The 22,663-nt window shown below is 36.5% G+C and carries 21 protein-coding genes; 14 read left to right on the top strand and 7 right to left on the bottom strand.

What is annotated here, in order from left to right:
• Nucleotides 1-217: 217 nt before the first annotated feature.
• The 3 genes from M2R48_RS17245 to metG form a co-directional block, all read right to left on the bottom strand.
• A complete protein-coding gene (locus M2R48_RS17245) occupies nt 218-1,195 on the bottom strand; it encodes an MBL fold metallo-hydrolase (protein WP_262086876.1) in 978 nt (325 codons plus the stop codon).
• Nucleotides 1,196-1,337: 142 nt separating this feature from the next.
• Entirely contained in the window at nt 1,338-1,811 is a 474-nt protein-coding gene (locus M2R48_RS17240) for a hypothetical protein (RefSeq protein ID WP_262086875.1), read from the bottom strand.
• A gap of 122 nt (nt 1,812-1,933) precedes the next feature.
• A complete protein-coding gene (gene metG / locus M2R48_RS17235; protein WP_262086874.1) occupies nt 1,934-3,988 on the bottom strand; it encodes a methionine--tRNA ligase in 2,055 nt (684 codons plus the stop codon).
• A 180-nt stretch (nt 3,989-4,168) separates the two neighbouring features.
• Here metG and M2R48_RS17230 point away from each other — a divergent pair, with 180 nt between their 5' ends.
• The 3 genes from M2R48_RS17230 to M2R48_RS17220 all read left to right on the top strand — a co-directional run bounded on the left by M2R48_RS17230 (nt 4,169) and on the right by M2R48_RS17220 (nt 5,919).
• Nucleotides 4,169-4,969, top strand: coding sequence for a hypothetical protein (locus tag M2R48_RS17230; protein ID WP_262086868.1), 801 nt, complete (start codon nt 4,169-4,171; stop codon nt 4,967-4,969).
• Nucleotides 4,970-5,071: 102 nt separating this feature from the next.
• A complete protein-coding gene (locus M2R48_RS17225; protein ID WP_262086866.1) occupies nt 5,072-5,566 on the top strand; it encodes a hypothetical protein in 495 nt (164 codons plus the stop codon).
• 50 nt (nt 5,567-5,616) lie between these two features.
• Nucleotides 5,617-5,919 carry a putative quinol monooxygenase gene (locus M2R48_RS17220; protein WP_056515254.1) on the top strand — a complete coding sequence of 101 codons (303 nt, stop codon included), beginning with the start codon at nt 5,617-5,619 and terminating at the stop codon, nt 5,917-5,919.
• Between the two features lie 4 nt (nt 5,920-5,923).
• Here M2R48_RS17220 and M2R48_RS17215 read toward each other — a convergent pair whose 3' ends face one another.
• Nucleotides 5,924-6,142 carry a DUF6500 family protein gene (locus M2R48_RS17215; RefSeq protein ID WP_004723831.1) on the bottom strand — a complete coding sequence of 73 codons (219 nt, stop codon included), beginning with the start codon at nt 6,140-6,142 and terminating at the stop codon, nt 5,924-5,926.
• Nucleotides 6,143-6,334: 192 nt separating this feature from the next.
• On the opposite strand from M2R48_RS17215, the gene M2R48_RS17210 reads away from it, so the two are divergent.
• Nucleotides 6,335-6,523: a hypothetical protein gene (locus M2R48_RS17210; RefSeq protein WP_004723829.1), complete on the top strand. Its 189-nt coding sequence runs from the start codon at nt 6,335-6,337 to the stop codon at nt 6,521-6,523.
• A 48-nt stretch (nt 6,524-6,571) separates the two neighbouring features.
• Here M2R48_RS17210 and M2R48_RS17205 read toward each other — a convergent pair whose 3' ends face one another.
• Entirely contained in the window at nt 6,572-6,871 is a 300-nt protein-coding gene (locus M2R48_RS17205; protein ID WP_034615993.1) for a hypothetical protein, read from the bottom strand.
• A 324-nt stretch (nt 6,872-7,195) separates the two neighbouring features.
• Here M2R48_RS17205 and apbC point away from each other — a divergent pair, with 324 nt between their 5' ends.
• Entirely contained in the window at nt 7,196-8,446 is a 1,251-nt protein-coding gene (apbC, locus tag M2R48_RS17200) for an iron-sulfur cluster carrier protein ApbC (RefSeq protein WP_262086862.1), read from the top strand.
• A 326-nt stretch (nt 8,447-8,772) separates the two neighbouring features.
• On the top strand, nt 8,773-9,651 hold the full coding sequence (locus M2R48_RS17195; RefSeq protein ID WP_262086861.1) for a 5'-methylthioadenosine/S-adenosylhomocysteine nucleosidase: 879 nt from the start codon (nt 8,773-8,775) through the stop codon (nt 9,649-9,651).
• A gap of 30 nt (nt 9,652-9,681) precedes the next feature.
• On the opposite strand, the gene M2R48_RS17190 is transcribed toward M2R48_RS17195, so the two are convergent.
• Nucleotides 9,682-10,233: a DUF2062 domain-containing protein gene (locus M2R48_RS17190; RefSeq protein WP_262086860.1), complete on the bottom strand. Its 552-nt coding sequence runs from the start codon at nt 10,231-10,233 to the stop codon at nt 9,682-9,684.
• Nucleotides 10,234-10,689: 456 nt separating this feature from the next.
• Here M2R48_RS17190 and M2R48_RS17185 point away from each other — a divergent pair, with 456 nt between their 5' ends.
• The 3 genes from M2R48_RS17185 to M2R48_RS17175 all read left to right on the top strand — a co-directional run bounded on the left by M2R48_RS17185 (nt 10,690) and on the right by M2R48_RS17175 (nt 13,715).
• Nucleotides 10,690-11,283, top strand: a complete 594-nt coding sequence (locus tag M2R48_RS17185; RefSeq protein ID WP_004723817.1) for a LysE family translocator — start codon at nt 10,690-10,692, stop codon at nt 11,281-11,283.
• A 138-nt stretch (nt 11,284-11,421) separates the two neighbouring features.
• A complete protein-coding gene (gene dcd / locus M2R48_RS17180) occupies nt 11,422-11,991 on the top strand; it encodes a dCTP deaminase (RefSeq protein WP_004723815.1) in 570 nt (189 codons plus the stop codon).
• A 344-nt stretch (nt 11,992-12,335) separates the two neighbouring features.
• Nucleotides 12,336-13,715 (top strand): hypothetical protein, encoded by a 1,380-nt coding sequence (locus M2R48_RS17175; RefSeq protein WP_239044968.1) that lies wholly within the window; start codon nt 12,336-12,338, stop codon nt 13,713-13,715.
• Nucleotides 13,716-13,820: 105 nt separating this feature from the next.
• Here the strand turns inward: M2R48_RS17175 and M2R48_RS17170 are convergent, their stop codons facing one another.
• Nucleotides 13,821-14,630: a DUF4882 family protein gene (locus M2R48_RS17170; RefSeq protein WP_239044969.1), complete on the bottom strand. Its 810-nt coding sequence runs from the start codon at nt 14,628-14,630 to the stop codon at nt 13,821-13,823.
• A gap of 458 nt (nt 14,631-15,088) precedes the next feature.
• On the opposite strand from M2R48_RS17170, the gene M2R48_RS17165 reads away from it, so the two are divergent.
• The 5 genes from M2R48_RS17165 to M2R48_RS17145 all read left to right on the top strand — a co-directional run bounded on the left by M2R48_RS17165 (nt 15,089) and on the right by M2R48_RS17145 (nt 22,633).
• Entirely contained in the window at nt 15,089-16,480 is a 1,392-nt protein-coding gene (locus tag M2R48_RS17165; RefSeq protein ID WP_262086859.1) for a hypothetical protein, read from the top strand.
• 261 nt (nt 16,481-16,741) lie between these two features.
• Entirely contained in the window at nt 16,742-18,298 is a 1,557-nt protein-coding gene (locus tag M2R48_RS17160; RefSeq protein ID WP_262086858.1) for a hypothetical protein, read from the top strand.
• 16 nt (nt 18,299-18,314) lie between these two features.
• Nucleotides 18,315-19,067, top strand: a complete 753-nt coding sequence (locus M2R48_RS17155) for a DUF6160 family protein (RefSeq protein WP_262086857.1) — start codon at nt 18,315-18,317, stop codon at nt 19,065-19,067.
• A 21-nt stretch (nt 19,068-19,088) separates the two neighbouring features.
• Nucleotides 19,089-21,578: a DUF6160 family protein gene (locus M2R48_RS17150; protein ID WP_262086856.1), complete on the top strand. Its 2,490-nt coding sequence runs from the start codon at nt 19,089-19,091 to the stop codon at nt 21,576-21,578.
• A gap of 95 nt (nt 21,579-21,673) precedes the next feature.
• Nucleotides 21,674-22,633, top strand: a complete 960-nt coding sequence (locus M2R48_RS17145; RefSeq protein ID WP_262086855.1) for a DUF6160 family protein — start codon at nt 21,674-21,676, stop codon at nt 22,631-22,633.
• Nucleotides 22,634-22,663: the final 30 nt, after the last annotated feature.

The raw sequence follows: 22,663 nt of genomic DNA, 5'->3' as shown, positions 1-22,663 counted from the left end.
AGCGCTGATGGTAGTGTGGGGTTACCCATGTGAGAGTAAGTCATCGCCAGCTTTTAAATCTAAAACACCCCGATCTCTAGCGAGAGCGGGGTGTTTTTTTATGTGCGCTATTGGAATATCTGGAAGAACGAAGTATAAAATGGAATATTAAAAAGCTCTAGCCTTAGCAGGAGCTTTTAAAAATCATTAAAAAGATTCCACCTAAACAATAAAATCATTAATCTTTAAAGTGAACAGGAATCCATTGATAGCTTTTCCCATCTGCTGAGTAAATATGTCCAATGCCTGGGAATGGTAAATGAGGTGCTGCGATGGTTTGCCCATGTTTTGCATAATCAGCAAACTGCTTTAATCGGGTTTGAACAGCTGTTTTCGGGTCAATATCATATTCTATTGCTGTTTCTGGTTTATCGAATTGTACTGTATGAGAGTGGACAATATCCCCAATAAAAACAATATCTTCACCCGTTGTTTTTAGTTTGTAACTAAAATGCCCTGGGGTATGACCAGCAGTACTGATCACTTCAAATCCGCTGATGTTGTCAGCCAGTTTAAATGTTTTAAACTGTTTTTTAGCTTGATAGGGTGCAAGGGCAGCTTTGATTTTTTCTACAGTTGCTAAGTAATTGGCTCGTTTATCTTGTGCTATTTTTTCAGCTTGTTTTGGATTTAGCCAATAATTTGCTTCATCTTCAGAGACATAGATGGTGGCATTTGGGTAGTTTGCTATGCCATTTTTACTGACACCACAGGAATGATCAGGATGTAAATGTGTCAGTAAAATCGTGTTGACTTGTTCAGGTTGATGACCTGAAGCTTTGAGATTTTTTAATACAGAGCCTAGATGCGCACCGAAACAATCTGCAGTACCGCTATCCACCAAAACTAGTGATTTACCTGTGTTAACTAAAAATGCATTCACCGATGTTTGCACACCTTTGGCTTGATCTGCATGATATTTCTTTAAAATTTCTTGAACCTTATCTTGTGAGATATCTTTAAATAGTGTGGGAGACATAAAGTTGGTGCCATCTAGCAAGGCGGTAATTTGTGTATTGCCCAACTGATGTTGGTAAAACCCTGCTACTTGCGCTTGTTGTTCAATGATCGGTAATGTTTTGGTGACTTCTGCTTGTGATATTAGAGGGAATAAGCCGAATAAAAGTACAGATAATGATAGGGCAGTTTTTTTCATTGGAGTTGATCAGAATTAATTTAACGAATTATTTTTTAACATGGATTGGTTCATCACGGCGCTTTTTATATATGAAAAAAAATCTACTTTTGTAAGTGAATTTTTTATTAATATACACAATGATCGAATCAGCTATGTGAGGTCATTCATTGATATCCTGACGATTTCTGGCTCTTTTCCACTCAATAAAAGTACAAATCAGCGTTGTTGGTAGTATAAGGACAAACTGGAGATAAAGAAAAGTCAATAAAGGGGAAGGCGCGACTATAGCAATGATAAGAATAAAAGGGGCTAGCATAGAGCCTAAAAGACACCCATAGATTAAACTATAACGCCAAGAGGCTAACGCTAATTTACTTGCAAAAAAGTGCTTAAATAAGAGATTGGTAATGATGGCTGGAATGCATCCTAGGAGATAACCAATTGGAGTAATCAAGATGAATGCAGCGATCATTGGAAATATAATAGATGGTGTAATGAGTCCTTTTAAAAACCGCATTGGATCATAAAAAAATAATCCGCTGTGAAATGTGATCGTGATAATAAATGTACCAATGAGTGGACCACAAAGGATAAATGCAGATATTTTTCCTTGGTTATTTTTTGACATATCCATATTGAGGCGAGCCCCTTTTTTTCATTTTTATAATGTGAATGTAGTAAAACATTAGCATAAAAAAAGACTTCCGAAGAAGCCTTTTAGTGATTTATGATCGTCTAGGATGAGATAATCAATAATTAAGAAACTTTATCACCTGGTTTCGCACCAGATTCAGGTGAAATCACCCAAACACCATCACCATTCCCAGCAGCAAGCACCATACCATTTGAAATACCAAAACGCATTTTACGCGGCGCAAGGTTTGCAACCATAACCACCAATTTGCCAGTTAAGTCTTCAGGTTTGTAGAACTCACGGATCCCACTGAATACATTACGTGGTTCAGCTTCGCCAACATTTAGAGTCAATTGAAGCAGCTTATCAGAACCTTCTACTGTTGCTGCTTCTAAGACTTCAGCAACACGCAAGTCGACTTTAATAAAGTCATCGATCGTAATGATTTCTGCTTCCCCTACTTTGGATTCAGGCTTTTTCTCTTTGGCTTTTTCAGTTTTCTTTTCTGCTTTCGCTGGTGTTGCAGCAGCTAAAGATTCTTTTGATGCATCAACCATTGCAGCAACTGCTTTTGGATCAACACGTTGCATCAATGGCTGGAATTGAGCAATTTCATGCGCAACTAAAACCGTTTTTCCTGAAGCAAAATCAAAACTTTCAAGTTTTAAGAAGTCTTGAACCTGTGTTGCCAAAGTTGGCAGTACCGGTGCCAAGTAAACAGCCAATTGACGGAATAGGTTGATGCCAACAGAGCAGACATCATGAACTTGTTGTTCCTGACCTTCTTGTTTTGCCAAAGCCCATGGTTTTTTCTCATCAATATACTGATTTGCACGATCAGCAAGTGCCATGATTTCACGTATAGCGGTTGAAAACTCACGTGCTTCATAAGATTGAGCAATTGAATCACCCGCATCAATGAAACTTTGAACCAGCTCAGGTTCAGCACATGTTGCAGACAAGCTATTGTTAAAATTGCTGTTAATGAATTTTGCACAACGACTGGCAATATTCACAACTTTACCTACTAAATCTGAATTTACTTTTTGTACAAAGTCATCAAGATTCAAATCAGAATCTTCAACTTTATCAGAGAGTTTAGAAGCAAAGTAATAACGTAAATACTCAGGATTTAAGTGCTGTAAATAGGTTTCAGCTTTAATAAATGTGCCGCGCGATTTTGACATTTTTTGACCATTTACAGTCAAGAAACCATTTACGAATAGACCTGTAGGGGTGCGGTAATTTGCACCTTCTAACATCGCAGGCCAGAACAACGCATGGAAATATACAATGTCTTTACCAATGAAGTGATAGACCTCATTTTTAGAATCTTTTTTCCAGTAGTCGTCAAAGCTTAATTCTGGGCGTTTCGTTTTGATGTAATTTTCAAAACTTGACATATAGCCAATCGGGGCATCAACCCAAACATAGAAATATTTATTTGGTGCATCTGGAATTTCAAAGCCGAAATAAGGTGCATCACGAGAGATATCCCAATCGTTTAAACCATTTTCAAACCATTCATCTAACTTATTGGCGATCGAAACAGGTAAACGACCTTCATCACGCGTCCATTTTTGCAAGTATTCGGCAAAGTTTGGGAGTTTAAAGAAATAATGATCTGATGATTTTTCAACAGGTGTCGCACCACTTAATGTTGAGCGTGGATTTAATAGCTCTGTCGCATTATAGGTCGTACCGCAAACTTCGCATGAGTCGCCATACTGATCTTCCGCTTTACATTTTGGACAAGTCCCTTTAATGAAACGGTCTGACAAGAACATGCTTTTTTCAGGATCAAACAACTGAGTAACAGGACGGATCGCAATATTGCCTGCCTCACGGTTTTTAATATAGATTTCTTCTGAGCGTGCTTTATTTTCATCGCTATTGGTTGAATCATAGTGATCGAAATGTACGCCAAAGCCATCAAAATCACGGATATGCTCTTTTTGCACATTGGCAATTTGTGCTTCTGGGCTAATCCCATTTGCTTCTGCACGGAGCATGATTGCTGTACCGTGTGCATCATCCGCGCAGACATAAGTCACTTCATGACCCATTGCACGCATGGCACGAACCCAAATATCTGCTTGGATGTAGCCGAGTAGGTGACCCATATGAATAGGACCATTTGCGTATGGAAGGGCGTTAGTGACTAAAATATTTCGCACGGATATAACTCTCTTTCTCAAAGTTAATGCAAGGGCATTGATTTTAGCGTAATTGCTATGAAGATGCACAACAGAATAGGTGAATTCTTTTCAAATGTAGATTTTTATGCATATTCTTATATCTGCCAATTCATTATTATAGAATGGTGTATTCGTGTATTTCCCAAGAGCAATAAATCTATGATTGATGATGAATATTTTGATGATGACCAGCCTGTAACCCGTATTCCACAAAATCAAAATAGTAAAAATCTGATTGAAAAAAATATTCTGAAACAAGCTGAACGCTATTTTGCAGATATTTCTGAAGATGAACATCAGTATCTTATTGAAACACTCAATGGGTTTGCTCAAGAAGAGCCTTATTTTGAAGTTTTAGCCAATCAATTGGATCAGCCTGTGGGGGCTAAAATTGCCAATGACGCTCTCAATCTATTGCATTTTTGGCAATTGATACATGAAACTGAGGATATTGCTCAGTTTAATCTTTTAGATGTGATCAACAGTGCGTTTTTTCAGTCTGAGATGTTTAAAGCTTTTGATCAATTAGCGCTGGGTGAGCAGAAGTCACAATACCAAGCTGTGTTAGAACAAAGCTTTAAACTCTATCAATTAGAGTTGTATGCGGGATGTATTCCATTGCTTTATGCCCAATTGGAAGGTTTGTTAACAGCTGTTTTAGTTCAAAATGGTTATTTAAAACAACAGGACACCAAGTTTATTGATGTCTATAAAATCGTTCCTGGGTTAAAAGGTCATGAAATTAAAAGTTTGTGGCATAAAGCTAAAATTGCCAATGAATTGAATCATTATTTTTTAGAGTTGGCTGCTTATAAGATGGATAGTAGTTCAACGGTGAGTATGACACGGCATAACATTCTACATGGTACGGATTTGAATCATTTTAATCAGGGGCGTAGTTTCGTATTGTTTATTTGGCTATTTGCGGCAGTCAGTTTTATGGGAAATGTCCGATCATAAAGTCCGAATCTTGATGATTCTTCACCTAAACTTCACATCTTAATCAAACACGCTACATTTTAATTTTAGAAACTAACACCAAGATCGAAGAAGGAGAAAATCATGCGGTCTTGGTATGTATTTGTTGTTTCAGCATTTGCAAGTTTAGCGGCTGTTCTCAGTTTAGTTGTACCATTTTGTCTTTTTCTATATTTTTATCAGGGCGATTTATTTATTTCAGCTTCTGAACGAACTTCAAGCCGAGGCATGGAAGTCGTATTGTATTTAACTCCATTTTTACTGCTGGTCGGTTTTTTTAGCTACACAGTTATTTTTAAAGTATTTAAAGTACCTCAAAAAATCATCGAAACAACACAGATTATAAAATCTATAACTTTGATCTTTATCATGATGTTAAGTTTTTTATTCTTAGTTTTATGTTTAGATGGTGCTCTATCTAGTTTTATCGAGGCATTGAGTTACTTAATCTTCGTTTATTTACTGTTATTGCTCCCGTTTTGTATCGGTCTAGTTCTCGGAAATGCAGTTTACTTCATTTTATGCAGAAAATTTAATGCGCAGAATATGTTTAGAAAACAAGTACATCATTGGGTTTAAATTTGCGTTTCATGTTATGTTCGAACTTCGATATCAATAAGAAATTACCTATGCTTAAACTGATTGCCGAAGACTTTATCCAAGTGGATAAAATTGATTTAGTTTTACCTTTATATCAACAATTAGTTGAGCAAACTAAACGAGAAGCGGGCTGTATAGCCTATGATTTATATCATGATTTACGCAATACAGGGCATTTTGTATTTATTGAGGAATGGGTGGATCGAGCTGCTTTAGATGCCCATGTCCAATCCTCTCATTTTCAGGATTTAGTCCCGCAAATTGATCAACATAGAAGACAAGACGGAATTTTTACCCATATGCAGCATTATGATGAATTATTTAAAAAATGAATATTTAGCATTCATCTTCAATCATTTTCTTAATTTTGATTGCCTTTTCAAAATGATCAAGCTGATGGGTTTTAATCCACCATTCTGCCACTTGCATTAAGGTTTCTGGGTCATCATTTTTATTGGCAAAGAATGCATAAAAAGATAAACCGACATCATCTCCCTTTTTAGCAATTTTATCATTACAGACTCGGATAATTTTTTCTTTCATTAAGTGTTGCATTCGATAAGACTCAGTGTTTGTTTTAATTCAATGATTTCAATCAATCAGAATAGGCTATTTTATTCATTTTGAAACAAAAAAACACATCGCTACAAACTGTGTATGAATTGTTAAAGAAATGCATCTTTTTACATTTTATGGAGTTTCAGTTGTTATAACTAGGCTGAGACTTAATTAAATAGGAAGAAAATCATGACAAATTTAGACGATTTAAAAAACAAAGCTTCTGAAGTAATTGATGATGTAAAGTTAAAAGCCAAAGAAGCAAAATTAGGTGCTGAAAAGGTTGCAGATGACCTCAAACATAAAGCAAAAGAAACACTGCTTAAAGGTGAGCAAGCTGTAAATGATTTGAAGCACAAAAAAGATGATGAAAAGTAATTTGAATAATCACTGAACAGCGCCACGCTGTTCAGTGATACTGTTTACTTAAGGTTCTTTACGAATCCACTCAATTTCACGAATCTGATTATTCACTACCGTAAAAGTATAAGTTACATTCTCAATCTCATAGATATAGTTGGATACGGTAACCGTCGTTTTACCTTCTTTACGTTCATAAGTGTTCATTGAAATTGGAGATTGGCCAATCCGTGTCGACATTTCCGTCAAACTATCACCTACAGAAACCAATTGTCCTGAAGATGTACGCACCGCAGTTGTAGATGTTCCAGCAAAAGCTGAACTCGAAATGATTAAAGAAAAAACTAAAAATAATAGAGACTTCATAGAGCTACCTTATTATTGTCAAAAATTACACAAAGTTGTTATTGACCCAATGTGACTATAGCTATTTTTTTATCCAGTATTTGTATGGGAATTATTAAGACGACGTTTTGTCTTAGAAAACTAAATCGCAAAAAACTAAAAGTTCATTTTGAACAATGAGATAAAATGATTAAATGGATTATTTTGGATGCTAAACCAACTAAATCAGTAGGATTAATAACAACATTCAAAAAGCTGAATAGAAGTTTGCTTAACCTCAGGTCATTTTACAGTTAAACTATCTGTTCTCAGTATTTATTGTATTTGCAAATTTGGAGCAAATCTATGTCGTGGCTTTCTTCGCTTAAATCAGTTTTTTCTCCTGCGCAGGAGGTGAAAGAGGAAGAAGTCCAATCTGTTTTGCAAAACTATATTTTGCCAAATTCAAATGTCTTAAAAGATCGTATTACTCAAGTGAATGTTGTAGGCCGAGTATTACAACTAACAATTAATACTTATCCTGAAGAGGCAGATCATTTACAAAAAATTCATGATGATCTCGCAGATGCATTGGAGAAGTGCGGTATTCAAGAGTTGAATTTGCATGTGATTCAACAAAAAATTCAACATGATTCGAGTTGTGGCAGTGATCAGCATGGAAAAGCAGGGCATAGTTGTGCTTCAAAGCCCAAAGAGCAACATCCTAATCTTCCTCCAGTTGTCGATGCTTCTGCTAAAATGGCAAAGACACAAGAAGATCCTAATAATCCACCAATTCAAAAAGCAGCACCACAACAACGAGATATTCCGAAACACCCTCGAATTCAAAATGTGATCCTCATATCATCGGGTAAAGGTGGGGTCGGTAAATCAACCACCACAGTAAATATCGCATTGGCTTTGCACAAATTAGGCTTAAAAGTCGGGGTTTTGGATGCTGATATCTATGGCCCAAGTATCCCGACAATGCTGGGGAATGCTGGGCAAACACCTAAAATAGAAGGTGAAAATTTTGTACCATTAGAAGCTTATGGTATGGCGGTACTTTCGATCGGTCATTTGATTGGAAAAGAAAATACACCAGTTGCTTGGCGTGGTGCAAAAGCCACAGGTGCATTGATGCAACTGTTTAATCAAGCGCTATGGCCTGATTTAGATGTTCTAGTCATCGATATGCCACCTGGTACTGGGGATATTCAATTAACCCTTGCCCAGCGTATTCCTGTAACTGGTGCTGTGATTGTGACAACACCACAGAATGTAGCCTTGATGGATGCTGTGAAAGGGATCGAACTGTTTAATAAAGTACATATTCCAGTTATGGGGGTGGTGGAAAATATGTCGACACATATTTGCTCAAACTGTGGTCATGAAGAACAAATTTTTGGTACAGGTGGCGGAGATCAATTGTCTGAGCAATATAATATTCCGTTGCTGGGTCGATTGCCTCTAAATGTTCAAATTCGTGAAAACGCTGATGCAGGTAAACCATCTGTGATTGCAGGAGATGTTGCTGCAGAAAACTATATGGCTATTGCTGAAAAAATTGCACAAGCTTTACCTAAAGCCGAAAAAGATCCGCATAGAATTTTCTAAGAATTGATCTCTCAAGCGTCCTCTCTTTATTTTAACCATTGAATTAAGGAGAGGATGGTTGAGAATGAATCAATGAAATATTTAAACTTACTCGATAATAAGATTTTATATGCACTGCCCATTTTCAGTATCCTCAAAAATCAAATAATTAATGCTAAATATGAAGGGTATGGTACAAACGATGTTAAGTTAATTAAAGTTATTCTTAATTCAAAAATAAAATTTAAATCGCCTTCTCTTAACTATCTGTATAAAATATAGAAAATTGATCAACTGGTATATTCATTGCTTAGGTATAATTTCTAATTTAAACCATTGAGTAGACCATGCTATTAAAAAAAATCTTATGTGCTTTAGGAATCTGTAGTTCGATGTTATTGACTGCATGTAATGATAGTGATTCAGATAAAACCAATTCTAATTCAACGACACAGAAATCATTGCAACCCATCATCATTCAAGGTGCATTACCTGTAGAATCTGAGCAAATGGCCTCAAAACTAAGCAACTCTACAGTCGAAACGTTCGGTGGTTGGACGTTTTGGAAAGGAACCTATCAGGGTTATCCGGTGATTATCTCTAAAACAAGAATGGGAATGAGCAACTCTGCTGCTGCAACAGCAATTGCGATTGAACGTTATAAACCTATTGCGATTATTAACCAAGGAACATCAGGTGGACATGATCCAGATCTTAATGTCTATGATATTGTTTTAGGTCGTTACACCACCAATATTGGTGCATTTAGAACACCTAAAAAAGCAGTTGGAGAGGGTTCGAATTCTCTTGAATGGACAGAAGCTTTTGATGTGCTGCCTACGGATGAGTCTGATCCTGAACCGATTGCGATTCGTAAATTTGAAGCAGATAAAGATCTATTATTGGCGGCGCAGCGTGCAAAAACCAATTATAGCAAGGGCCGTGTAGTTGAAGGTACTATTGGTTCAGCAGATGTTTGGAACAATGAATTGGATCGAATTGCTTTTTTCCATAAAAACTATGGCACTTCTGTCGAGGAAATGGAAGCGGCATCTGTGGCACAAATTGCCAGCCAATATAAAGTACCATTCCTTGGTGTTCGTATTTTATCGAACAATATTACCAATGGCGGTGCATATGATCCAGGTACTGGAGAAGCATGCCAGCATTATGTTTTAGATGTGGTTGTTGAATATATGAAAGCTAAACAAGCAGCTTTGAAGTAAATTTTTTTATCAGAATAAGTTGGAGCTTGTTTAAAGAATGTTTGGCTGTTTTTTACGGTTATTCCACTTTTTAATCACACTCCAACGCCAGTAAATACGTGTCGCAATAAAGAGTAGTGATGCAAATACAAATGCTTCAATAAATAAACCTGTCGCAAGAATTTTGGCTAGACTAAAATCGATATGCCCATGCCCAAAGTTTTTGATCCAATGAATGATTTGATGGAAAACACCGAGTAACATTTCCTTATTAATCATATGCACATGATAAATTTTGGAACCAATCCAAAAGGCAAAAATCAAAATTGGCACAATGGTTAAGGGATTCATGATCCAAGCTAAAATTAGACCAATCGGTAGGTTTGCCTCAAAGAATAATACTGAAAAAATAATCAATAAGGTGTGGAATGGAATAGGCAGGATGCCCCAAAAGGTACCAATAAACATTGCTTTAGAAATCGATTTTCGATTGACATACCAAAGCTGAGGACTTAAGGCTTTATCGCCAAAAATCTTCATGAATTTCAAATTGTTGACTCGCTCTGGACTAGGGAGCCAAGACTGAAAAAAATGCTTTGCCATAAAAGTAGAAAATGCAAGAAAGGTAACTATTGTGCATCAATGTAGATAAAAACGACAACCTTTCTGACAAAAAACCTAATGAGTAAGAGAGAAATATGGATAAAGAATAGTCAATAAAACTGAAAATTTACTTAAAAAGCCCTTGATTCGTGCCAAAGATGGCTTTTAACGGAACTACTTGGTATTTTACCGCTAATCAGTGTGCTTTTGGGGAATAAACTTACTGATTTAAAAGGTATTATTATTGATTTTAAAATTTGATTTTGGACATAAAAACAGCATTTCTTCGATCAGTGACTTTGCAGTTTTTATCTGATTTTAAGTTTTCAAAGCATTGAAAATAAAATATATTTTTATTTAGGGTAATGTTCTTCAATAAGTTCTCTTACAATTAATTTTTTGCCAATTCAATTTAAAAGATTTAATCTGCGATCAATCCATTGATGAGGTCATTTAATGATTTCATGGTTTTTTATTGGCTTGGTGGTGACGATTCTTTTGACACCAGGACCAACCAATACGCTTTTAGCATCTTCTGGAATTCAAGTTGGAATTCGAAAATCTCTTGCATTAATTCCAGCGGAAGCGCTTGGCTATCTTATCTCCATTACTATTTGGGGATTAATTATTGGATCTGTGTCTAAACAGTTTCCAAGTGTGCCTGTTATTCTTAAATTATTTAGCGCAGGCTATATTTTATTCTTGGCTTTAAAATTATGGCGTACAGCAAATCGAGATGAAAACTTTAATCATGCGACAATTCGGGCGCGTGAGTTATTTTTTGCAACCCTTTTAAACCCAAAAGCACTTCTTTTTGCTTCTGCAATTTTTCCAACACATGTATGGCAAAATGCATCTGCTTATACTTCACATATGTTGGTGTTTTTATTATTAATCGTACCGATTGCATTTTTTTGGACATTTATTGGTTCTGTGATTTGCAGTAATAAAGTGACTTGGCTCAATCAGCGTAATATGCAAAGAACTGCGTCTTTAGTTTTAGTGAGTTTTACTGTACCACTGAGCTATTCAGCACTTTTAAGCCTTTAACAATCGATTATAGTTAACCTTAAGTTTGTACGTTTACTTACGACTTGGGCTGCTCTATTTCGTCATAAACATTCCTTTCAAAAGCAATTTCAGTTAAAGTACAGCGCAGTAAATAGCACAGTTTTGGGATAGAGATAAATGGCAATTAAGTCTGATCGTTGGATTCGTGAAATGAGCGAAAAGCACGGTATGATTGAACCGTATGCAGAAAACCAAGTGCGTTATGATGAACATGGTGAAAAGCTAATTTCTTATGGCGTATCTAGCTATGGTTATGACGTACGTTGTGCACGTGAGTTTAAAGTCTTTACCAATGTTCACTCTGCCATTGTCGACCCTAAAAATTTCGATGAACGTAGTTTTATCGACATTGAATCTGATGTTTGTATCATCCCTCCAAACTCATTTGCGTTAGCACGTACTGTTGAATATTTCCGTATTCCACGTAATGTTTTGACGATCTGCCTAGGTAAATCGACTTATGCACGTTGCGGGATCATTGTAAATGTAACGCCACTTGAACCTGAGTGGGAAGGTCATGTGACATTAGAGTTTTCAAATACGACGAATTTACCTGCGCGTATTTATGCCGGTGAAGGTGTTGCTCAAATGCTGTTTTTTGAATCTGATGAAGTTTGTGAAACCTCTTATAAAGATCGTGGTGGTAAATACCAAGGTCAGGTTGGGGTAACCTTACCTAAAGCTTAAATTAAAAATGAGCTGAAAGAAGCAAGTGTAAATCACTTGCTTTTTTTATGTATTTATCATGAGTAATAATATGATTTAGGCACTATTTTTATTGGAGTAAGTGTGGTCGTTAAACTTATCATTAAGTATATCTAATGGGAGATGTTATTTTATTTTAAATAATTGTTTTTTATCGGAAAATTTAAAATTTATTCGGTATGAATTTTAATCTATGGTATAAATAAAATTACGTTGATGTTAAGTAAAAATGTGATTTATATCGTTTTATTTATTCAGAATTTGAATAGTACTTTAGCATCGGTATAAAAAATAAGGTCAAGCTTTGCTAAGGATGGAAGCATAGGATGTTCCAGATAAAATATTTAAATGTTGTATTGTTGATACTGAGTGGTTTAGGGATCAGCACTGCTCAAGCTGCAACGTTACAAGCTCTGACTGATGAACAATTATCAGAAATGACGGGTCAAGCACTCATGAGTTTGAGTTATACATCACCAACAGATGCAAGTAATTTAGAATCAAAACGGGATGGTGGTGCAAAAAATATAGGCTTTTACAAGTTAGGCCTAGAGGCTGATTTAGAATTAAATGTAAATATAAAGAAATTACAATTAGGCTGTGGAGGAGTTAACAATTCTATTCGTAGTGGGGTTTGTGATATTGATATCGACAATATTAGTTTGAGCGGTTTAGGTAATTCGGCATCTTCTAATACAGGTAGTGATTCTGATCGAGCTGCCCGGGTTGGATCAAGTGCGGTATTAACCAACCCTTTTATTCAGTTTGCAATAAAAAATCCAGATAGTGCATCCACGCGTGAAGTTGTAGGAATTAATTTAAGTTCAGAAAAAGCCATGGGCTTAATTACATTTGGTTTGGAAAACAGTGATACGCCAAATGGGATTAATACTTTAAGTGGTTTTATGACTGTTGCTGCAACCAGTGGTCTTGCTAAGGTGAATGGTTTTGGAACCAGTTTAGTATCTGGAGAGGCTGCAAAAGGTGCTTTAACACAAAGTTATACAGGCGTTGCCATTAAAGGAAAAGCTTCAGGGGTAAATTTTACAACAAAAAGTTATAATTTAAATTTAAGAGATTCAGCTACGGGAAGTAATGTATTAAATGGTATATTAAATTTACCTCAGCAAGATATTACAGGTAAACGTATTAGCTCAGCTATCTTAAAAGCAAATGCTACGGTTAATGATATTGCAATTTCTGGAAATATTGTCGCTAATGCTTTATTGATTATTAATTTAGATAGAGAAACGACAGGGACAATTAAAAATTTGAAAGTAGATGCAACAATTGATGAGGGTTTAAATTTTTTTCATAAAGCTAGTCTTAATGGAACTCCTGCTTCTTTATCACTTCAATCCCAAGATTTGCAATGGACAGCAAATAAGTCGGTTGCAGCAAGAGGATGGTGGTTAGAGTTTTCTAATCCAATCGATATTGGTGATATCACCCCAAGTAAAGCAGTTAATATTGAATTACCAACATTAGTAGAAACATTGGGTCAAATTAACACCTTTTTGGCGAAACCAGCAAATGAAATTAATTGTGGGTCTTGGGGGATACTAAGTTGTCTCTTTGGAAGCTCGATTCCTGTAGGAACTGTTGATTTAACAAATGCTCCAGCAGCTTCAATGCCACTTAAAGATTTAGTGTTAAAAAAACAAGATTTCACACCCAACTGCTATGGTTCATTGAAATTCTGTTAATTTTTATTGGCTTCTAGAGGCTTAAAAATAAAGAGATTTAATACCAATGATGAATCAACTTTCTATCTTAAAATTTTAAAACCTACCTAAGTGGGTTTTAATGCCTTAAATTGTATTCCCGCAGATGTCTTTGGTGTTGGAGGAATAGTTTAAAGTCATTTGGCTACGCTCAAAGATAAGCGTTTCTGTTGGTTGATAAGTGCCTATTAGCGATGTTGGATAACCACCAACAAGACCAAACATTTGGAAACTGATTTGAGTAGCTGAGTCTGATAATGGCGTATTGTTTATATAGCCTTTATCTATACCATTTAAATTTATTCCAATTTGTTTTGAATCTTGATCTAAATAAAGGCCAATTTTATAATTATTTGCAGAGCTGTAAGCTATATCAAATTCTTTCTCATAATTAATGCCTGCACCCAAATCAGAAAAACTAACGTAGACTTTTTTTGTTTTCGTATCATCTGAATTTGTAAGCCATACGAAGCCTCCATACTTCAGGTTTCCATTTTTGATAGCAAAAAAATTATATCCTAATGTGTATACGCCACTTTGATTTCCAGAATAAGATCCTGTAGGGATATCTGCAAAGTTATCAATCTTTAGCTCAACTGCATACTTTCCTGTGCTTGATAAATTCTTATCACCTAGAATTGTGTTATTTGTTCCATTTATATAGTTCTTATAAGATTGTGCAAATGCAGACGTGCTTGCATGATATTGGTATGCTGAGCTCTCAAGTAGAAAACTAGCAGTTGTTCCGTTTAAGTGGGGAAATTTTTTTGCAGGCGGAATAGGATTTCCAATCATCTGTTGGATTTCAGCAGTTGTTGCATCAAAATTATAACTACATGCAGCCCAACTGCTTATGCAGATTGAATTTATCATTAAACCGAATATCATTCTTTTCATGGTGTATTCCTTTTTATTTTGAGATTTTACTATAAAGTTAAAATGGAATAGATGTGAAAATATCCGATAAAAAGGTTTAAAAATTTTAAATACTTGATTTAAGTGGATTCATTTTAATTAAAATGTTTGAACTATTTTTATATCTATCTTTGATTTTTTATATTTGAATTTAAATCGTTTTTTATTCTTGATAATTGCTATGGAATATTTTTAATGTTTTTTGATGCTATTTGGCATCTTGGTTTATTAACAAAAATTACAGTCATTTTGTCGGAAATTTAACCTATATTTAAAAACATTATGATAGATTAATCACATTATATTTCTCTATTGAAAACTAAAATACATTTATGGTTGTAAGCACCTAGATTTTATGAAGTTTATCTAAAATTAGGTTTGGTTATTGGAACAGTAGAGCCTCACAATTTTGAACATAATCTAAGGATAAGGAGATGTTCATGCTTAAAATAAAGCCTTTGCGTGTAGCACTTTTTTCATTCAGTGTCTTTGCAATGTCTGCTGTATATGCACAGTCTACAACTTTAAAAAGTATGTCTGATGAGCAACTCTCTGAAACGACAGGTCAAGCCTTAATGAGTTTGACTTATGTTGCACCTACAGATTCAGCAAATATGGAAGCAAAACGAACAGGTGGAGATAAAAGTATTGGATTTTATAAATTAGGTTTAGAAGCTGAACTTGAATTAAATGCTAATATTAAAAAATTACAGTTAGGTTGCGGTGGTGTAAATGGCGCAGGGAACTGCGACATTGATATTGATAACTTGGGTTTGAGTGGTGTGGGAAACGCTGCAACATCTAATACAGATAGTGCTTCTGACCGAGCTGCTCGTGTAGGATCAAGTGCTGTTTTAACCAATCCATTTATTCAATTTGCAATTAAAAACCCTGAAAGTGCCTCTACACGGCAAGTCGTGGGAATAAATTTAAGTTCTGAAAAAGCAGTGGGGCTGCTGACGTTTGGTACTGAAAATAGTAGTACAAAAAATGGAATTAACTCCTTAAGTGGATATATGCAAGTTGCTGCTACGACTGGAACAGCATTGGTCAATGGTTTTGGTACGAGTAATGTTGCTGGAGAAGCAGCCAGAACACAGTTAAGACAATCTGATGGTTATAATGCGATTAATGGTAGGGCTTGTTGTCTTATATTTGGAGCATCAGTTGGGTTTTCTACGACTTCTTATGACCTTAATTTGAGGGATCAAGCAACTGGAAGTAATATTTTAAAGGGTGACTTAGTTCTTCCTCAACAAGTTATCACTGGTAAGCGTATCAATAGCGCAATTTTAAACGCCACTGCAAATGTTAGAACAATTGATTTATCCGGTACAATTAGTGCAACAGCATTGGCAATCATTCCCCTCAATAATAAATCAACTTCAGGAAGCATCAATAACTTAATCGTTGATGCAACAATTAATGAAGATTTGGGTTATTTTCATAAAGCCAGTTTAAATGGGACGCCCGCTTCTTTATCTCTGCAAGGGCAAGATATTCAGTGGACAGGAAATAAATCAGTTGCTCAAAAGGGTTGGTGGTTAGAGCTGTCTAATCCAATTGATATTGGTAAAATTGATCCAACAGATAAGGTTGATATTCCAAAAGCGACATTAAACGCGATCATGGATCAAGTAGGTGCGTATTTAACCGATCATCCTGTTGATTGTGGTAGTTTTTTGGCTTTGAACTGCCTCGCAGGGACAGCCGTTCCTGTTGGGACTGTTGATTTAATTAATGCGCCTCATGCAACTATGCCATTAAATAATATACAGTTAGCTAAACAGGATTTTACTCCAAACTGTTACGGCTCATTAAAGTTTTGTTAATCAAATGCTTATTATGTTTTGGCAGTAACTGTGTTAAAACTTATGATGAGTTTATTGCTTAAAAAGATTCATTTGTCGGAAATGATGGATTTTAACCAAAAAAACTTTGTCATAATTAAAAAAATTACATAGTATGAAGTGTGATAGACATAACAAAACTGTATAAACAAGGATATGTGTTTTTGTACAGTTTGAAGTCGGAAATTTAAGAAATAAAATAAAATATGGTGCGGAGCATCGTATAACACAGGAAGGTCGTGGATGACTACACTCAATTATACGGTAAAATTTCATAAAACCGTTTTGGTGAGTTTCATTGGTTTATGCTTAAGCCAATCTTGCTTCGCACTCGAAGAAATGTCTGATGAAAAGTTAAGTGATACCACAGGTGAAGGTATTGCCTTATTGCCTAGAGACACTTATATGGTTTTTCAGGGCGCTGGAGTTAACCAAACTCAAGATACTGTGCTTACAAATCGTAGTTTAGACACTGGCTATATCTATTATGTTCCTGTGGGACCATTGTCATCAATCGTTCAAGATACCAATAAAGATGGTGTTGTGAATGCCAGTGATCATTCAGTCGGCAAAGCTGATTTATATCTATATGGTTTGGCATTGTCTAAAAATGCCAGCAATAATGCCAACCTTAGATTGGATGCTGGATCAACCAATGGCGTAGCGAACGCTGCGATTAAAAGCTGGGGAACTGCAACCAACCCTTGGATATTCAATGTAAAAACAGACCTCAATGTACCTGACTTTGGTGCAGGTACGGGTTCTGTGACATATTTAAATTTTGAAGCGCCATTATATGAAAATTTATATTCATTTGCTGCTGATAAGAAAACAGTGACGACCAGTGCTTTTGTCAATGATGTTGGTGGGGAAGATGCATATAACCTTAAACTTGCATTTTGGGCAGATGGTTTTGTACGCGATCAAAGTAAGGCTGACAAAGATCCAAATCAATTTAATCTAGGCGAGGGGTTTAGTACCACTGCGACGGGGCGAGCAAACCGTATTCGCTTACAAGGTATCTTTAACGGTTTTGGATTAAATGGCAGTAAAATTCAATTATTCCAAACACTTGGTGGTGCTACAAATACGGGGGGTATGAGTGCTTTTTATAACAATACTTTAGGCTTGGCTGGTGTTATACGATTAAATAGTGGCGATGGTTCAAAATTATTGGGAACATCTACAGCAAACTCATGGACTGCTCCAGCGAATTTGATGAGCCATGTTTTTAGGATTAGCACTCAAGAATGTGGAGTTGGCAACTTGAATGGTTGTACTACTCCAGCAGCGCAAGACATCTTATCGACGCCAGCAATTAACGGTGGAACAGCACCGACTTTTTCAGATAAAGAAGGTATTTATATCTATAATTTGAATACCAATTTGGTGCTCGGTTCATTGTATCAGCCTTTGATTCTCGGATCTGATGGCACAAACTTCAGTATAGAGCTGGCTAGAATCCCAAATAAAGAATCAATTTATAAGAAGATCTATACAGATTATACAGGGGCAGATACTTCATATACAGGTTCTACTTGTAATGTCTATAACTGTGGCGCAAGTTCAATAGCGGGTTATCAAGGCAGTTCGGCAACACACAGTAGTATTAGTATTGGTACTGTTTATAGTACTGATGCCGGAAAGACTTTACTTGCAGATAAATCTGCGGGTGCTGTGGGGGTTTCATTTAATCAATTAAATAATGCGACCAGTTCAAATGCACAGAATAACTTAGGATCTGCCTTGATTGATGGAATGCTGATTCAGCATATGAAAATAACCACCAAAGGCCTATAGGATAGGAAGAAATATAATGAAAAAAACAGTACTTCTTATTTTAACCAGTTTGGTGAGTTTTCATTTAGCAGCAATGGAGGCTTTAACTGATTCAGACATGCAGCAAGTCGAAGGGCAAGCTGGTGCCGATTTATCTTTAAAATTGGTACTGAACCAAATTAATGCAAGTGATTCATATTACACCACAAATAATGCCTATAAGTTTGATAATGGTACTGGCGGTATTTGTGAGAAATTACAATTTTGCCATTTGGCATTGTCTGTAAATAATCGCTATGTTGATGCAAATGGTCTAGCCAGTAGTACTGAAGGGAACAAACTTTGGGTAGTCTTTAAAGGTGTACAAGGGACGATTAATATTCAGAAATTAGGTTTGGATGGTGTTGATTTGGTCTATAAAAATACCACCGCTATGCAGATGATCAAACCCTCAATTCAGTTATCTTTTGATGCGAATCAACCGATCCAAATTCGTAATTTTGGCTTCAACTCTCTTTCTATCGAAAAAGATGATTTCACCAGTAAGACCAATGCAGATGGCACAGTTACGGAAAGCGCATCGGGTGCAACGGAAAGCCAATATGGTTATTTAAAAGCTAATAAATATGTAGCAAAACCTCAAACAACGGGCGCTAATGGCTCTACCGCAAATAATTATGATGTCGGTCGAGAAACGGGCTTTATGGGTGTACAAATGAACGGTAATCTTGTTTTGCAGGGCAAGCTGATGATGTTTAGTTGTGATTCTACAATGAATAAGCGTTGCTAAAATAAATCTGAGGGTTTTGGAATGGACATCAAAAAACAACAACATGGGAAAAGATTTATTTTAAATACATTAGCTTTGAGCTTGTTGGCTATACACGCACCTGTTTTTGCACTACAAGCTTTGGATGATAGTGATTTAAGAAACGTAAATGGTCAGGATGGCGTACATATAGAGGCAAGCTTAAAAGAAGCCAATATCAAAACATTATATTGGACTGATCAGGCGGGTCGCGCAGAAGCAGATGCAACCAGTCAAGCACTTGTTGCAACAGCAGATACGGTTAAAATACAACAGAGCAATACTTCTACAGATCCATTAAAAGCAGATATGAAGCTTAATATGGGGACAGTGGCTGGCAAAACTGGAGTGAATTTAGATTTATCACTCTCTCCTATGCTAATGACCGTCGATTCATTTCGTGTTTGTGATAGTGACCCAAGTGGAACACGTTGTAGTGCAAAACTGGGTAATTTAGCGGTACAAACGGCTTCAAATACCAGTATTGGGTTAAAAACAAGCAATGGGCTTTTAAGTAAAACAGATCAAGTTGAGCTGACTTTAGGGCTTCAAAATGCCAATATTTATTTAGGCCAAAGCAGTGCCACAAGTCAGTTAAATCAACTGATTTTAAAGAACTTTAACTTTAATTTTAAAGGAAAGGGTTTTGCGTTTATCGATGCGGCTGAAGGCTTTAAATTACAAACCAATTCTGGAAGTAATATCGCGGGTGCAAGTCAGGCACCAGATTCGAACTATGGTTATGTAGATTTAACCCGCGTGGTTGATCCTGCTTCATTAAAGGCGGGTTTTATAAACACAGGCAGTTATGGGAATGGGACTTCCACAACCAACGCAGGTTTAAATCTTGAAATTATGGTGAATAATAAGGGCATCAATCCTACATCGCTTTATGATGTTGATATCTATAATACCCCAACAGGTGCAAAAGGGCTGATTCGTGTCGGTGCCAGTGGGCGTATGGTGAATGGTTCATTACAATTTCGTGGTGTACAAAATGCCAGTAGTTTAATTGGTTCTGCTGTTAATTCGAGTGGTACAGATACAGGGAAAGATATTGTTGGTGGTTCGGGTATTGCATTTCGTATGAAGACAGATTTCACCAAAGAAGGTGACACCATGCTTGCTGGTGGTGGAGATGCGACAACGCTGGAAATTGGTGGTGCAGGATTAAATAGTTACGGTTTTGAGTTTGGTAATTTAACTGGTTTACAAAAGGGAACACGTGCTTCTTTTGACACAGGAAATGTTTTTTTAAACCTTACCGATTCTAAGCAAGTTACGATACCTGTAAACACAACCTTCCAAAATTCAAGTTTTGGTAATGGTCAAGCTTTAACCAATTCAAGTGATTATAAACAAGATATTTATACAAGCCTATCAGCAGGTAATCGTCCTTATGCTGTCGTTGCTTCAATTCGCGGTGGGGAATTCCAAGCCATCTCTAGACGAGGGCGATTTACCACTACTGCTGGTGTTGCTGCTGGTAATTTATTTACAGAGAATGGTCTAAATAATCAGTGGGGTTTGGCTTTACCCTTTTATAACTTGAATGCCAATTTAGCGATGTATGGCACAACAGTTGATGCAGATAAAGCCTATTACTATTCAGCAGATGGTACGAAAAGCAGTGTCGCAGCTACAGCGGGTACGCAAACTTCTAGACTCGGTTTTTCTTTAGGTTTAAGTACAGAGGGGGTAGATAAAAGTGGCACAACTAAGCTTGGCAATAAAACAACCTCGATCCTAGTGATTGATGGTGGTCAGGTAAAAAATGATGCAGGTGTACCTATTGCGGGTACCTCTAAAGACTATTATTTAGGTTTAAGAAACATCGATATGTTGCTGAAAGGCAATGGCAGTATCGGGGTGGAAAATGGAAGTTTAAATTTAAGTTTAAAAAATATGTTGGTGGTGATGGCAGCTGAAGTTGCGGCAGGTTATTTACCTGGAACAACCTATGCATCATGTGCGGGTGGTATTGCAACGGCAAGTGTTGCTTGTGGCAACAAGGGAGCATCTGATTCCAATAATTTTGCAAAAAGTGATGATGTACTGTTTGGTCTAAAACTTCGTTTTGGTGGTGATATGGATTTGTCGCTTATTCCAAATAGTGAAATTAAAGCGGATGGAACAGGCAATCGTTTAACGGTTGTGGGTGATTTAAAATTAGCAGCTACAAATAACACCATCCAGATTAGTGATCCTGTCAATGGTTCTATACTTGGTTTAGATAACTTGACCGGTGATATTCGCTTTAACAATGCTATTGTGCTCAGTAAAAACTCAACGAGTGGGACTGGTCAGGTTGGATTTAATGCAAGTTTACAATTTAATCCTACACAGTCAGTCGGCGGTGTATTTAGAGCGAGAGATTTAAACTTCTATCCTCCATCTATGAATGGTGCTTTAGTTTCAGGTGCACGCTTAGGTGAAATTGCGTTGACAGGAGGTCGGTTGAGCAGTGAATTCAACATTGTTCCACGGAATTAATGCGTTATTGGTCGGCTAGTGCTTTTGTCGTAAAGAATTTTTGATTAGACTGTGATGTGGTAGGCAGTATATAAATTTTCCTAAGGATTAGGATAATGAAAAAAAATAGAAACCTAGGATGTATATCATTATTGATACTGAGTCCAATTGCGCTGGCAATGGAACCTATGGATGATCAAAGTCTTTCCCAAACAACGGGGCAAGATGGGATAAATGTTGGTATAAATCTGAGTAAAGTTCAACTCAATCAAATTTCAATTATTGATCGTGACGGATTAGGCTCAACTGTGAATGATGCAAATAAAGCATCGCTGGTTCTTGCTGGTAAAAGTGCTGGTGCGGTTGCTGACCAAAGTGTTGATATCACTTTTCTAGGCGCTTCAAACACCCCAACTATGAATGTAGTTATGGATACCGATGGGGGGGCTACAGGTGGAGCAAGTGGTAAACCTTTTGCTAATATTGGAATGAGCTTCGGAAGCAATATTACGGGGATTAAAGTTTCACCGTTTGCACTTTACTTGGCTGGAGCGAATTCATCTTCAGGACCTGCAGGGTATCAATCTATTTTTACAGGAACCAGTGAAAAATCCGATGTCATTAAATTTTTAAAAATGGACAATGGTTTTGATATCAACTTTGCCGCAGCCAAACCAACCATTAATTTACAGTTAGGTAATGCACCTCAAGGACGTATGATTGCTTTTGGTGGTGCAATTCAATCGATTTGTGGTGCGGGATCAGGCTGTGCTATTGCACTTTTATCTGATGATAGCGATATTGGTGCAAATTTTAACTTCCAATTAACTGGAACGGATAAGGTCAATGGTTTTTCATTAAACGGTTTCTATGCTGGTGTTGAACAAACAGGTTTTGTCTTTGGTAATACGGGTGAATCGAGTAAGTTTGATCTGGGTATCAATCAGATGATTATGGGAACGAGTGGGGCAAGTGCGGCAGGGACTTTTAATGGTCTGCAAAATGGTTCGATGGGGAACTTTGGGGCAATCGGAACATCAGTTACAGATTTAAAAGTCAAAATTAATGGTCTGTAATGCTGGTCTATAAAATACCAAAACATAAAA

It is taken from the genome of Acinetobacter sp. I-MWF, assembly GCF_025433935.1.
GTDB classification, from domain to species: Bacteria; Pseudomonadota; Gammaproteobacteria; order Pseudomonadales; family Moraxellaceae; genus Acinetobacter; species Acinetobacter guillouiae.
This window is presented reverse-complemented; position numbering and strand designations above follow the sequence as displayed.